The 14,027-nt window shown below is 42.9% G+C and carries 10 protein-coding genes; 5 read left to right on the top strand and 5 right to left on the bottom strand.

The annotated features are described in order from the left end of the window. Positions 1-88: 88 nt before the first annotated feature. From BLQ60_RS11210 to BLQ60_RS11195, 4 genes are all read right to left on the bottom strand, one after another. On the bottom strand, positions 89-496 hold the full coding sequence (locus tag BLQ60_RS11210) for a hypothetical protein (protein ID WP_244516031.1): 408 nt from the start codon (positions 494-496) through the stop codon (positions 89-91). Next, on the bottom strand, positions 493-1,533 hold the full coding sequence (locus BLQ60_RS11205; RefSeq protein WP_092620383.1) for a nucleotidyltransferase domain-containing protein: 1,041 nt from the start codon (positions 1,531-1,533) through the stop codon (positions 493-495). Before BLQ60_RS11205 ends, BLQ60_RS11210 begins: the two co-directional genes overlap by 4 nt. Positions 1,534-1,836: 303 nt before the next feature. Then, positions 1,837-3,123, bottom strand: a complete 1,287-nt coding sequence (locus BLQ60_RS11200) for a ribonucleotide-diphosphate reductase subunit beta (RefSeq protein ID WP_092620380.1) — start codon at positions 3,121-3,123, stop codon at positions 1,837-1,839. 110 nt (positions 3,124-3,233) lie between these two features. Next, the gene (locus tag BLQ60_RS11195) at positions 3,234-6,059 is read right to left on the bottom strand and encodes a ribonucleoside-diphosphate reductase subunit alpha (RefSeq protein ID WP_092620377.1); all 2,826 of its coding nucleotides are present in this window, start codon (positions 6,057-6,059) and stop codon (positions 3,234-3,236) included. A gap of 534 nt (positions 6,060-6,593) precedes the next feature. Here BLQ60_RS11195 and BLQ60_RS11190 point away from each other — a divergent pair. Both BLQ60_RS11190 and BLQ60_RS11185 read left to right on the top strand, forming a co-directional pair. Beyond that, complete coding sequence (locus BLQ60_RS11190) at positions 6,594-7,310, top strand: response regulator (RefSeq protein ID WP_092620374.1); 717 nt, start codon at positions 6,594-6,596, stop codon at positions 7,308-7,310. 52 nt (positions 7,311-7,362) lie between these two features. After that, complete coding sequence (locus BLQ60_RS11185; protein ID WP_092620371.1) at positions 7,363-9,027, top strand: ATP-binding protein; 1,665 nt, start codon at positions 7,363-7,365, stop codon at positions 9,025-9,027. Positions 9,028-9,104: 77 nt separating this feature from the next. Here the strand turns inward: BLQ60_RS11185 and BLQ60_RS11180 are convergent, their stop codons facing one another. Next, positions 9,105-10,553, bottom strand: a complete 1,449-nt coding sequence (locus BLQ60_RS11180) for a GGDEF domain-containing protein (protein WP_092620368.1) — start codon at positions 10,551-10,553, stop codon at positions 9,105-9,107. Positions 10,554-10,872: 319 nt separating this feature from the next. On the opposite strand from BLQ60_RS11180, the gene BLQ60_RS11175 reads away from it, so the two are divergent. The 3 genes from BLQ60_RS11175 (at position 10,873) to nuoC (ending at position 14,020) form a co-directional block, all read left to right on the top strand. Continuing rightward, positions 10,873-11,460: an NADH-quinone oxidoreductase subunit A gene (locus BLQ60_RS11175; RefSeq protein WP_092620365.1), complete on the top strand. Its 588-nt coding sequence runs from the start codon at positions 10,873-10,875 to the stop codon at positions 11,458-11,460. A gap of 6 nt (positions 11,461-11,466) precedes the next feature. Further along, positions 11,467-12,144, top strand: coding sequence for a NuoB/complex I 20 kDa subunit family protein (locus BLQ60_RS11170; RefSeq protein ID WP_092620362.1), 678 nt, complete (start codon positions 11,467-11,469; stop codon positions 12,142-12,144). Between the two features lie 91 nt (positions 12,145-12,235). Further along, positions 12,236-14,020, top strand: a complete 1,785-nt coding sequence (gene nuoC / locus BLQ60_RS11165; protein ID WP_092620359.1) for an NADH-quinone oxidoreductase subunit C/D — start codon at positions 12,236-12,238, stop codon at positions 14,018-14,020. Positions 14,021-14,027: the final 7 nt, after the last annotated feature.

Below are 14,027 nucleotides of genomic sequence, written 5' to 3'. Positions count from 1 at the left end.
GCAGACATGGTTCCAATGGTCAGCGTTCTCCATTAGATTATGAAAAGGCCCATCAAAAGATGGTTATGTGTGTCTAGAATTTTGGTGGCTATTCACTATACCAACTGGCTAAGAACTCTCTGAGAAGCTCTTTCTTGTTTTCAACTGGATCAGTTAAACATTTTGTAAGCAATTCAATATGCTTTTTTAATGAATCCTCAAATGCAAGAGTTGGAACTTCATAATTTACTGATACAGAGTCTGTGACATTCACACATATACTTGCTAAGTTATAATCATTGAAAGACAAGGTATGAGCAAGTCTTGGAAATTGCTGAGGATCTTTTAAATAAAATGAAGGCATTGAAGTTATTTCCTCAACTTCAAAATGAATAAGTGTAATGGTATAACTACCAATAGTCACATTAACTTCTATCGTATTCCGAGCAAGTACATTGGCTGCAGATACTGAGTATCCACAGCTTTGTAGATGCTGAATTATTAATTGATAATTCATGCGCCTTGAGATGTTCCTACAGATCCAGCTGAAGGAAATACAACCTTAGCTGCTTCATTTTTTGAGTTATTTTTAGTACTTTCAGGGAAATCTTCGCCAAATATTTCTCTTAATAGATCACATTGTTTGGATTCATCTGACTCATCAATGACTTTCTTTAAGTTATTTCTCAAGGTGGATAGCTTATTTTTCAATTGAGTACCTGTATCTATACTACTGCCAGAGAAAATATCTCTGTATGGTGATACGGGTAAATCAACTTTTACTTTCCATTGACTGTCGTTTTGGTATAAAAAGTAATTTGACTGATCTAGTATTTGGTCGATAGTATTTTTCAAAGCTTCTAGATCATTTTCAAGGCCTTCATCATTAATTGAACTTTGAAACTTTTCTTTGAGCATTACAGTAAGACCGATCGAAAAAACCTTTCTGCAGGTATCCTCATGAAATTTGATGTTTCTCCATCTTTTTATATATCTAGTTAATCGTTTAAATTGCTGAAGTTTCTGTGTTTCATAAATGCCTGAGCTGTCTTTAGCATTGATCCAATCAATTAAACCTTTGGGATCTGAGTCAGACCACTCCCTATTATTTTCATCAGAATTTTTCTTGCCCACAGCTAATTTGTAATAACCGCTCTCCGATTTACTATAAATAGGGATATCAATATGTAAATCCTCATTTTTATAGTCCGCAGTGACACAAGGTTTTTTAATTTTAGCGTTCTTGAAACCTCTATTTTCTAGAATTTCTAAGACAACCTTCTTAGGTATAGTTGGATCAGTAGGGGCATCATTTTCATTGATGACTATCGCTCTATCTATATCGAAGTCTTTTCCTTTTTCTTTGATTGCTGTGTTAGTTGCTAAAGAACCTTGAATGAAATCTTCTTGAACGGGATAGCCATTTTCTCGAAATTTTTTGCGAATGTCTTCTGTAATGCTATCGTCTTTTTCACGTGCATTCTTATATTCCTCGCTTTGACGAGTTATGTAGATATTGGTGTTAAATGTTAAAAATTTACTTTGTAAGCCCATTTTTACCTTCTTAATCGATTATTTATTTTGAAATTAACTATTTGTTTGATTATTCAAAGCACAATTAGTCCTTAGCCAGAATTAGCCAAACTTTTATATTCAATTTCAGATTTAAAATTTTAAAGTGATATGTTTTTAAGTTACCCAATAAGAAACCTAGATCTCTTATTGGGTATATATTGAAATTAGCATCAATGATAATTTCTGTGTCTATTGATGTTTTGACAAACCTTGCGTCGTCTTATGACAAACCATGTGTCGTTTTTGACAAACAATGTGTCGCGTGACGTGATAACAGTTAACTTACCAACTCAACGCACCACCAGTCTGGTAGTCCGTCACACGCGTTTCAAAGAAGTTCTTCTCTTTACGCAAGTCCATCATCTCAGACATCCATTGGAATGGATTATTGACACCCTTGAACTGCTCAGGCAAGCCAAGTTGTGTCAAACGACGGTTGGAGATGAATTTCAGATATTCTTCCATCATCGCTGCGTTCATACCGAGTACGCCACGTGGCATGGTATCACGTGCATATTCGATCTCAAGCATCGTGCCTTCCAAGATCATTTGGATCACTTCTTGTTGGAAGTCCTTCGTCCAAAGCTGTGGATTTTCGATCTTGATTTGGTTGATCATGTCGATACCGAAGTTTACGTGCATCGACTCATCACGCAAGATGTATTGGAATTGTTCAGCAACACCAGTCATCTTGTTACGACGACCCATACTCAAGATTTGGGTAAAGCCACAGTAGAAGAAAATGCCTTCAAGTACACAGTAGAATGCGATCAAGTTGCGGAGCAATTGTTGATCATCTTCCGTCGTACCCGTCTTAAAGGTCGGATCACCCAGCGACTGGGTATATTTCAATCCCCAAGCCGCTTTACGTGCCACACTTGGGACTTCACGATACATATTGAAGATTTCGCCTTCGTCCATGCTCAATGATTCAATACAGTATTGATAGGCATGAGTGTGAATCGCTTCTTCAAAGGCTTGACGCAAAATGTATTGACGACATTCAGGGTTGGTGATCAGACGATAGATCGCCAAAACCAAGTTGTTCGCAACCAATGAATCTGCGGTTGAGAAGAAACCTAATGAGCGTTTGACGATCACACGCTCGTCATCGGTCAAGCCATTTTCAGACTTCCACAGTGCGATATCGTGGTTCATGTTGACTTCTTGAGGCATCCAGTGGTTAGCACAACCGTCAAGATATTTTTGCCACGCCCATTCGTAACGGAAGGGTACAAGTTGGTTGAGATCGGCACGACAGTTGATCATGCGTTTGTCTTCAACTTCTACACGACCAGCGCCCATTTCCAACTCTTCAAGACCAGGTGCAACGTCCAAATGTTTTAAGGATTCAGATGCTCGAGCCATCGAATCGGTTGGATCAATTGCATTTCCATTTGTTGTTGGTGTAGGGGATTTTGCAGGAGCCACGCTCTGCGCTTGTGGCTGTCCATCAGATACCACTTTTTGTACAGGCGTTTCTTTCGGTGTGACGGGCGTAGGTGTGGATGGCGAAGCATCATTTTTTTGTGCATCATCTTCGAAGTCGTCCCAGCTTAGAATTGACATAGGATATTCTCACTTTAATTCAAAAATACGTAAAACGATAGACTGTCTGCATGCCCAGCGTGACTTTATGGTGCGGTCACGCTGGGACATTGTTGATTGGTTATTGTGAATTATTGACACGCTTCACAGTCTGGATTATCGATACTACATGCTTGTGGCACTGGCGCAGCATTGGTGAAGCCATCATCTTGTTGAACGGCTTCTTGTGCAACTGCTGGCTCAGGCTCAACTGCTGCTGCCATGGTTGCAGGTTTTACAGCGTTCAATGCACCTGTGTTAATGGTTGATTTCTCTGCAGATGTCGCACCCAAAGCACGGAGGTAATAAGTGGTTTTCAAGCCACGTAACCATGCCATTTTATAAGTGATGTCGAGTTTCTTACCGTTGGCACCAGAGATATATAGGTTCAATGATTGCGCTTGGTCGATCCATTTTTGACGACGACTTGCCGCATCCACGATCCAACGAGGCTCAACTTCGAATGCTGTTGCAAACACGTCTTTTAAATCTTGTGGAATACGTGCGATCTTCTGTACTGAACCTTCGTAATGTTTCAAGTCATTAACCATCACCACATCCCACAGTCCACGATCTTTCAATGCACGAACAAGGTAAGGGTTGATCACGGTGAATTCACCTGACAAGTTTGATTTCACATACAAGTTTTGGAAAGTCGGCTCGATAGATTGAGATACACCACAGATGTTCGAAATGGTTGCAGTCGGTGCAATCGCCATCACGTTTGAGTTACGCATACCGTCTTTTTGGACTTTGGTACGCAAGCTATCCCAGTCCAAAGTCATTGAACGATCGACTTCAAACATGCCTTCAGGGCGAGTCACTGCAACCTTGTTCAACGAGTCAATAGGCAAGATGCCTTGATCCCAGAGTGAGCCTTTGAATGTAGAGTAAGCGCCACGCTCTACAGCAAGATCACTTGAGGTTTGAATGGCAAAGTAGCTAATCGCTTCCATCGAACGATCGGCAAATTCCACCGCCTCATCAGAACCATAAGCAAGATTCAATTCATAGAGCGCATCTTGGAAGCCCATGATGCCCATACCGACAGGGCGGTGTTTCAAGTTCGAATTACGTGCTTGTTCAACCGCGTAGTAGTTAATATCTACCACATTATCGAGCATACGCACCGCAGTTTTTACCGTGCTCTCAAGTTTGGCATGATCAAGCTGACCATCAGTGATATGACGGACAAGGTTGATCGAACCTAAGTTACAGACTGCGATTTCGTCACGATCGGTATTGAGGGTAATCTCAGTACACAAGTTCGATGAATGCACCACGCCAACGTGCTGTTGCGGAGAACGTAAGTTACACACATCTTTGAACGTGATCCACGGATGACCTGTTTCAAATAGCATTGAAAGCATCTTGCGCCACAAGTCTTGTGCTTTGACTTTCTTATGCAAGATTTCTTTTTTCGCTGCCAAATCTTCGTAGTGTGCATAACGCTCAGCAAAGGCACTACCTGTCAAATCGTGTAGATCAGGTGCATCTGATGGGCTGAATAGCGTCCATTCTGCATTTTCCAAAACACGTTGCATAAATAGGTCAGGCACCCAGTTTGCGGTGTTCATATCATGGGTACGGCGACGGTCATCACCTGTGTTTTTACGCAGCTCAAGGAACTCTTCAACGTCCAAGTGCCACGTTTCAAGATAGGCGCAAACTGCACCTTTACGTTTACCACCTTGGTTGACTGCGACGGCTGTGTCATTTACGACTTTCAGGAAGGGTACAACACCTTGTGATTTACCATTGGTGCCTTTGATATACGAGTTTAAGGCACGTACAGGTGTCCAGTCATTACCGAGACCGCCTGCCCATTTTGACAGCATCGCATTGTCACGGATTGCACCATAGATGCCGAATAAGTCATCAGGCACGGTGGTCAAATAACAGCTTGAAAGTTGTGGGCGTAGCGTCCCAGCATTAAACAATGTTGGCGTAGACGCCATATAGTCGAAGCTCGACAATAAGTCGTAGAACTCAATGGCACGTGCTTCACGATCTTGTTCTTGAATGGCAAGACCCATCGCCACACGCATAAAGAACAGTTGTGGTAATTCAAAGCGCACACCATCTTTATGGATGAAGTAACGATCAAATAAAGTCTGTAGACCCAAATAAGTAAATTGGTTACTGCGCTCAGGTTTGATTGCTGCGGCTAATTTCTTTAGGTCAAACTTGAGTAGTTCAGGATCGAGGAGCTCTAAGCTCACGCCTTTATTCAGGTAGGCTTCGAGTGCATCATTTTCATTGGTATCTGCATCAAGTTCTAAAAAGTCTAAACCGACTTTGACCAATTCATCACGTAGCAGGCGAGCCGTGACATAAGTATAGTTTGGTTCATGCTCGATACGAGTACGTGTTGCCATCATCATAGTGGTGGCAATTTCTGATTCTTTGACGCCGTTATACAAGTTCTTCACGGTTTCGTCGATGATCGCTTGGGTGTCGATGCCTTCTAAGTCTTGGCTGGCACGTTCTGCGCTATTCGCCAATGCAGAAAGATCAAGTGGCTTAAGCGTGCCGTTGGCATCAGTCACTTGCAGTGTTGGATGATGGTTTTCGCCACTGCCTTGACGTTCACCTTGACGCTTATCACGATAAATCACATAAGCACGTGCCACTTTTTGCTCGCCTGTGCGCATCAATGCCAACTCGACTTGGTCTTGGATTTCTTCGATGTGAATCGTCCCGCCAGAAGGTAGGCGACGCTTGAAGGTATTCCAAACCATTTCGGTGAGTTCAGAGATACGGTCGTGAATTCGACTCGAATCATGACTCTGTTCACCCTCTACTGCTAAAAAGGCTTTGCCGATGGCAACAGAAATCTTTTCAGCATTAAAGTCGGCAACATCACCTGTGCGTTTAATCACACGTAATTCACCAGGGGTTGTGTCGAGTACGCTCATGACGGCACTGCTCCATTGTGTTTATTGTGGGTTTTGGTGCGACAAAACCACTATAAGTTGTGTTAAATAAATATGTGACACACAAGATACGGGAAAATTTCTTGCGATACAATCTTGACATTTCACATCAAACTGAAATTTTGATGCAATTGATTTAGTTTCCTGCACTTAGCCTTAAAATTATTTTTTCTTGGCTAAAACTGCATTTTTTTGTGCGCAAATAGACTAACAAGAAAGCCTGATTTTTCGTAGAGATAACTCTGTGGATAAGTTGTTGAAATCATTTTTTACAAAGACGACCAGCAAAAGAACGCAAGAATTTTGTAAACAACTCGTAAGGAAAGTGCACTTTGGTTACACGTATTTACATTGTAACCAGTATAAGCAATACAATTTTGTAGAGAGTGTAAAATTTGGTGAAAGGGGGCTTGTTTACATTGTAAACGCGTGTATATTGGAATCATTCAGCAACGCATCAAATTTTAATTTTCTATTAAATTTTAATGAGATGCGTATTTATTTAGAGGAAGTGTGATGACGCAAGAAGAAAAATTGCCGAAAATTTTAATCGTGGAAGATGATGAGCGTCTTGCAAATTTAACGCAGGAATATTTGATTCGAAACGGCTTGGAAGTCGGGGTGGAAACAGATGGTAATCGTGCGATTCGCCGTATTATCAGTGAGCAACCAGATCTAGTCGTGCTGGATGTGATGTTGCCAGGCGCTGATGGTTTGACCGTATGTCGTGAGGTGCGCTCGCAATATCATCATCCGATTTTGATGTTGACAGCACGTACTGAAGATATGGATCAGGTACTTGGTTTGGAAATGGGTGCGGACGATTATGTACCAAAACCAGTTCAACCTCGTGTGCTCTTAGCGCGTATTCGTGCTTTGCTTCGCCGTACCGATAATTCGGTGGAAGAAGAAGTGTCGCAACGTGTCGAGTTTGATGATCTAGTCATTGATAATGGTGGTCGTTCGGTGACGCTTGATGGTGAATTGGTTGATTTCACCAGCGCAGAGTACGACCTATTGTGGTTACTCGCTTCGAATGCTGGGCGCATCTTGTCTCGTGAAGATATTTTCGAGCGTTTGCGTGGTATCGAATACGACGGTCAAGACCGCTCGATCGATGTGCGTATTTCTCGTATTCGTCCAAAAATCGGTGATGATCCTGAAAATCCGAAACGCATCAAAACTGTGCGTAGTAAAGGCTATTTATTTGTTAAAGAATCCAACAACGCCTAAATGGCGTTGTGGTTTTGCTCAATGTATATGAACTATAAGCCAAGAGGCATCCGTGTCGACATTTAAACAAAGTATTTTCCTTCGCATCTATGCAGGCTTAGTATGTTTGGTGGCGCTGGTTGCGATCTTGGCTTATATCATTGTGCAGGTGATTAATTATCAGCGAGCACAAGACTACCGTGAGCAAATGGCAGATGGCGTGGCGCATGTCATTGCCGAAGTGGTTGCCAGACAGCCCACAGTACAAAGCCAGAAAGATTGGCTGGCGGATGTTTCACGTGTATTAGAATTAGATTTAAATTTTGTGCCACGAACAGAGATTAATCTCTCTCGTACAGAGCGCAACCGACTGCAAGATCATCATGCCATCGTTAGATATGATGCGAGTAAGGCAATTGGTGATATTTATGCACAGGTCGATGGTCAGCCCAATGTCTATTTGCATATGCAAGTGGATAAGTTGACTGAGGTGCAGATCAAGATGATTCCAATCTTGGTACTAGAAGATTTGACCTACTTTCCTGGTGCTGAGCAACAACGTTTAAAAGAATTGCAACCGTATTTTTCCTATCCTTTAGCCTTTAAAAAGTTGTCTGAGTTGAATCTGGATATGGATCAACTGAGTCGACTGCGTACTGATAAAACCCAAACAATTTTGCTGTATCGTGATAGTGCGACCATGCAAGGCACTACAATTTCTGCGGTTTCAGCCTATACCAATGTGCCGAATCGAGTCTTGGTGCTTGGCCCTGTACCAATATTTAATTGGTTGCCATTTAAGGTGTTTGCAGGCATTACCTTATTCAGTTTGTTCCTGTTGATCATGGGTGTATATTTCTTGATTTTGCCACTGGAGCGTAAGATTGGTAAGGTGCGTAAGGCATTGAACCGTGTGCGAAAAGGGAGTCTTGATACACGAGTGACGATTGAGGGCAGTGACGAGGTGGCGAATCTTGGCATCAGCTTCAATATGATGACCGATCATATCCAGCGTTTGATCGAGGCACAGCAAGAGCTGACCCGTGCGGTGTCTCATGAGCTACGCACACCTGTGGCACGAGTGCGCTTTGGCATGGAAATGCTCACCGATACTGACGATTATGATGCACGTATCTCGCAAATGGAAATGATTGATAAAGATATCGAAGAGCTGAATAAACTCATTGATGAAATCATGACCTACGCCAAGCTGGAGCAGGGTACACCATCATTGCATTTTGAAAATGTGGTGATCAAAGATGTGCTACAACAAGTCATTGGTGAGTTTGATCGCATTAAGAAAGACAAGATCATTAGTAGCCAGCTTCCTGCACAAGATATTACCGCTGAAGCGGAGTATCGTTATTTACATCGTGTGGTGCAGAATTTTGTTGGAAATGCACTGCGCTACTGCAACTCGACAGTACGAGTCAGTGGTGGTATTGAGGATGGTTTTGCATATGTCTGCGTAGAAGATGATGGTGCGGGCATTCCAGAAAAGGATCGAGCCAAAGTATTTGAAGCCTTTGCACGTCTGGATGATAGTCGTACCCGAGCCTCAGGTGGCTATGGTTTGGGATTGTCCATTGTGAGTCGAATTGCCTATTGGTTTGGCGGGCGAGTAGAGGTGGATCAGAGTCCATTATTGGGTGGTGCACGTTTTACCATGACGTGGCCAATTCGACAAAGTAGCAAACAAACAATGCATCCACAAAAGAAAGTCGTAACCAGTGAGTAAATTGCTAGATCGACACTCGATCAATAAAGGCTAAACATTAAAAATTAGGTATTAAAAGCTAAGTATTAAATAAAAGCCTAGGCATTAAATGCAATATGAATCTGATCACGTCCCGCCGATTTGGCTTGATAAAGTGCCTTATCTGCTTGAGAAATCCAATAGTCTAAGGTCTGGTGCATTTGTCCTGAAGGAATGCTGAGCAGACCAATACTGATCTTGATTTGTAGGCTTTGCCCTTGGGTAATAATTAGCGGATATTGTTTCAGTGCGGCTTGGATGCGTTCAGCGATCAACGTAGCGGAGGCAATATCCGTATCTTGTAGCAAAATGGCAAACTCTTCGCCACCTAATCGACCAAATAAATCACTTTGTCTGAGAATGCTTTTAGTCACATTGACAAAGTGCTGTAGGGCTTTGTCGCCTGCTTGATGCCCGAACTCGTCATTGATGCGTTTGAAGTGATCAATATCCACCATCATCAGTGTGGTTTGGAGCTCGTGCTTATGCGACTGATCGATGGCGCTGTTGGCACTTTCCATAAAATACAAACGAGACAGGCTTTTGGTCAGCGAATCGTGTTGTACATGGAACAAAACTTCTTCAAACAGGTGCTTTCGATTAGAACTAATTAAGCAAACGGTCATGGCAGAGATCGCCATCATAAACAGCCCAATGCGTGTTGAGGTACTGATATATAGATAGTCGGCTGCTTGTGCATCAGGTAAATTGAGGGTGATGCTATAAAATAAAACCGTGCACACCACAAAGTTGATAATGGCAAGACTAAAGAAACCATAACGTAAAGCTGCCCAGATCAGTGCAGCAATCGGAAAGGTCAGTGCACCAGGACCACCAAAAAATACCGCAACAGCGGTCGACGCAATGATCGCAAACAGTGGAAGAAAGTCATGCCATTGAATTTCAATTTGCTCGAAATCTTGGATAAAGCGTTTCGTATTTTGCCAAGATGGTAGGCTTAAAATTAGCGGTAAAATCAACACATGATTCTGAATCTCGGTCGTCCACCACATGGTGAATTCTTGAAATAAATGCTGATCATCAATAAAGCTATTTGGTAGTAATGGCACCGTCATTACAGCAGCAAATGCACTCAATGCAGAGCTTGCGGTGACGATTAACAGCATATAAAAGAAGGTCAAGCCGTGATTGTATTTGCGGTAATTGAGCTGAAATAATTGAAAAAGCACAATCGCTGTCAGCACTTCAAATAAATTAGCAAGTGTCAGCGCAAAGGTCAGGAGAAAATAATTGCCCGTAATCAGATCGGCAAGCATAAATCCTGTAAAAGCGCCGAGCCATGTTTCGATGCCACGTAACTGCGGAAATCTTAAAATTAGACCAAGTAGCAGGGCATTGGCAGGCCAAAATGACGCTAAGAAAAATAAAGGGCGAGAGAAAATACCAGCAAGCGCCGCAAGAAACACGACCACCGCCACCACAGCAAAAATTTTACTGCGAGTAGTGATTTGCGTCATGCTTGGCGTGTTCAATTGAGGATTGGACATTGCTGTATAAAATTGCCATTGTGGTGATGATTATACTGAAAAAATGATGCAAAAAATGAATATTTGTGCAGATGCTAAGCGAAAATACGCAAAATGTTGTGCGAAATGCGCATTTATTTAATTGAAAACGATTCTTATTTATATGAGTCATGGGCTTAAATTGCATTTTAGTTCGAAAGTATAACGGTGATGGCTAGAAACATAATTCAAAAATCAGGTACAATATCAGGGATTTTTGTATTGCCGTTTGGGTGATGTCTAGCTCAAATGGTCTCAATTTTGTCTTAAATATTGTAAGGCCTGCTAGGAGTTTCCCCGCATGAGTGCCATTACTCCATATGATTGGGCGATTATTGCTTTTGTAATCGGTGTTGCTTTTTTATGTGTCTTTATGTTGACCGTACCTTTACTACTTGGTGGTAAGTCTTGGGGGCGGGCAAAGCAAGACCAGTTTGAATCTGGTGTGGTTAGCGCCGGTGGTGCACGTATTCGCCTTTCTGCGAAATTTTATCTTGTCGCAATTTTTTTCGTTGTTTTTGATCTTGAAGCCTTATATCTCTATGCTTGGGCAACTTCCGTGCGTGAAGTTGGCTGGGTGGGTTTTGCCGCGGCTGCAACATTTATTATTGTGTTGTTGATTGGTTTGATTTACGAGATGAGCACAGGTGCGCTGAATTGGGCGCCACATGATCGTCGTAAAGCGGCTGGGATTAAGCCATCTTTGGGCTCACCAAATATGGATATTGCTGCGATTACCCGATTCAATAATATTGAAGAATTAGTGCAAGATCCGACTGGAAAAATTCCTGCGCAATCTGCGATCAAAACCTCAGCAATCAATCAAACTCAAAACGATCAAACTCAAAACGATCAATCTCAAAACGATCAAACTCAAAACAGGGAGTAATGCGGGATGAAATATACCCTAACCCGTGCCAATCCTAATGCGGATCAGTATCCTCTCCAAGAGCGTCAAATTGTGAATGATCCTCTTGAAGAGGAAGTGAATAAAAATGTCTTCATGACCAAACTTGAAGACGTTTTGCATACAGCAGTGAACTGGGGGCGTAAAAACTCCGTTTGGCCATTTAACTTTGGGACATCATGCTGTTATGTGGAATATGCCACCACTTTAACAGGTGTGCATGATATGTCACGTTTTGGTGCTGAGGTAATTCGTGCGTCGCCACGTCAAGCAGATTTGATGATTGTTGCGGGAACCTGCTTTGTCAAAATGGCGCCCGTAATTCAACGTCTTTACGAGCAAATGCTTGAGCCAAAATGGGTTATCTCCATGGGCGCATGTGCCAACTCTGGCGGCATGTACGATATTTATTCTGTGGTACAAGGCGTGGATAAAATTATTCCTGTAGATGTCTATGTGCCAGGCTGTCCGCCACGTCCTGAAGCATTGATTCAAGCCTTATTGCTTTTGCAAGATCAAATCCAACTGGAGCGCCGTCCATTGTCAGCGGTGATTGGTGATGATTTGCAACCCGTATATAAACCAAAAATGATGCCTGAACGAGATCGTAAAAATGCCGAGCGTATTGCAGTGAAAAATCTGCGCTCAATGGATGAGATCAAGTAATAGGGCTGATTTGATGATTGATGTACTGCGTTTCGGCGCAGTCAAGTCAGTTTAGCGAACCGAATTTTTTTAAAAATAGGAAGCCAAGCCAATGGCTGAAACTGAAACTACTATGCCAGAAGTGGAACATGATTCACGTCCAGCATTTGCAATCGTAGAAGAACTGAAAAATAAATTTGGTGAAAACTTCTATGTGCAGGCGACGTTTGATAATTTTCCTACGGTCTGGGTTGAGCGTTCTCGCGTTCTCGATGTATTGATGTTTTTGCGTACAGTGCCACGTCCTTATGTGATGCTGTTTGACCTCTCTGCAATGGATGAGCGTCTGCGAAATCATCGTGATGGATTACCTGCCTCGGATTTCACGGTGTTTTATCACTTGTTATCTTTGGAACGTAATACCGATATTCGTATTAAAGTCGCACTCAGCGATGCTGACCTGAATATCCCAACCGCAAGCAATATTTGGCCAAATGCCAATTGGTACGAACGTGAAGCCTACGACATGTTCGGGATCAACTTCGAAGGTCATCCGATGCTTCGTCGTATCTTATTGCCGACATACTGGGAAGGTCATCCGCTGCGTAAAGAATATTCTGCACGTGCCACCGAATATACGCCGTATATGCAGGATCAAGCCAAGCAGGATTTTGAGCAAGAGCATTTGCGTTTTGTGCCTGAAGATTGGGGTCTGAAGCGTGGTAATGATGACGAAGACTTCATGTTCTTGAACTTGGGGCCAAACCATCCCTCTGCGCATGGTGCATTCCGTGTTATTCTTCAGCTCGATGGCGAAGAAGTATTAGACTGCGTACCTGATATTGGCTATCACCACCGTGGTGTGGAAAAGATGGCTGAGCGTCAGACATGGCACTCATTTATTCCTTATACTGACCGTGTCGATTATCTTGGTGGTGTGGCGCAAAACATGCCATACGTGATGGCAGTTGAGCAAATGGCGGGCATTACTGTGCCTGACCGTGCGCAGTGTATCCGTGTCATGCTCTGTGAATTGTTCCGCATCAATAACCACTTGCTTTATATCGGCACAGCGATTCAGGATACAGGGGGTATGACCCCAGTATTCTATATGTTTGCCGATCGTCAAAAAGTCTATGACATCGTTGAGGCCATTACTGGCTTCCGTATGCACCCAGCGTGGTTCCGTATCGGTGGTACAGCGCATGACTTACCAAATGGCTGGCATACATTGGTCAAAGAATTGCTGGATTGGATGCCGAAGCGTTTGGATGAATATCACAAAGCGGCGCTGAAAAACTCAGTCTTTGTTGGACGTACCAAAAATGTGGCGCAGTACGATGCCAAGTCGGCACTCGCATGGGGTGTAACAGGTACAGGTTTGCGTGCCACAGGGATTGATTTCGATGTGCGTAAATATCGTCCATATAGTGGTTATGAAAATTACGACTTTGAGGTGCCAGTCGAGTATGAGGGCGATGCTTACGCGCGCGTCATGGTGCATTTCCATGAAATTCGTGAGTCGCTAAAAATCATTAAACAGTGCTTGGATAATATGCCATCTGGTGCGTATAAAGCCGATCACCCATTGGCTGTGCCACCACCAAAAGACAAAACCTTGCAAGACATTGAGACCTTGATTAATCACTTCTTGAGTGTGTCTTGGGGACCTGTGATGCCTGCGGGTGAGTCGTCATTTATGGCGGAAGTGGTGAAAGGGGCGAGTACCTATTATCTCACCTCGGATAAAGCGACCATGAGCTATCGTACACGTATTCGTACACCGACCTTCACGCACTTACAGCAAATTCCTTCGGTGATTAACGGCAGTCTAGTGTCTGACTTAATCATTTATTTGGCGACCATTGATGTGGTTATGGCAGACGTGGATCGCTAGGGGTACA

The sequence above is a fragment of the Acinetobacter marinus genome, assembly GCF_900096915.1.
Lineage (GTDB): Bacteria > Pseudomonadota > Gammaproteobacteria > Pseudomonadales > Moraxellaceae > Acinetobacter > Acinetobacter marinus.
The sequence above is the reverse complement of the archived record's forward strand: the minus strand, read 5'-3'. Positions and strand labels throughout refer to the sequence as shown.

Bases quoted from the DNA above. Each gene is read 5' to 3' on its own strand.
- BLQ60_RS11175 (WP_092620365.1), top strand. From the start codon at position 10,873: ATGAGTGCCATTACTCCATATGATTGGGCGATTATTGCTTTTGTAATC.
- BLQ60_RS11200 (WP_092620380.1), bottom strand. From the start codon at position 3,123: ATGTCAATTCTAAGCTGGGACGACTTCGAAGATGATGCACAAAAAAAT.
- BLQ60_RS11180 (WP_092620368.1), bottom strand. From the start codon at position 10,553: ATGTCCAATCCTCAATTGAACACGCCAAGCATGACGCAAATCACTACT.
- BLQ60_RS11210 (WP_244516031.1), bottom strand. From the start codon at position 496: ATGAATTATCAATTAATAATTCAGCATCTACAAAGCTGTGGATACTCA.
- BLQ60_RS11205 (WP_092620383.1), bottom strand. From the start codon at position 1,533: ATGGGCTTACAAAGTAAATTTTTAACATTTAACACCAATATCTACATA.
- BLQ60_RS11170 (WP_092620362.1), top strand. From the start codon at position 11,467: ATGAAATATACCCTAACCCGTGCCAATCCTAATGCGGATCAGTATCCT.
- BLQ60_RS11195 (WP_092620377.1), bottom strand. From the start codon at position 6,059: ATGAGCGTACTCGACACAACCCCTGGTGAATTACGTGTGATTAAACGC.
- BLQ60_RS11190 (WP_092620374.1), top strand. From the start codon at position 6,594: ATGACGCAAGAAGAAAAATTGCCGAAAATTTTAATCGTGGAAGATGAT.
- nuoC (WP_092620359.1), top strand. From the start codon at position 12,236: ATGGCTGAAACTGAAACTACTATGCCAGAAGTGGAACATGATTCACGT.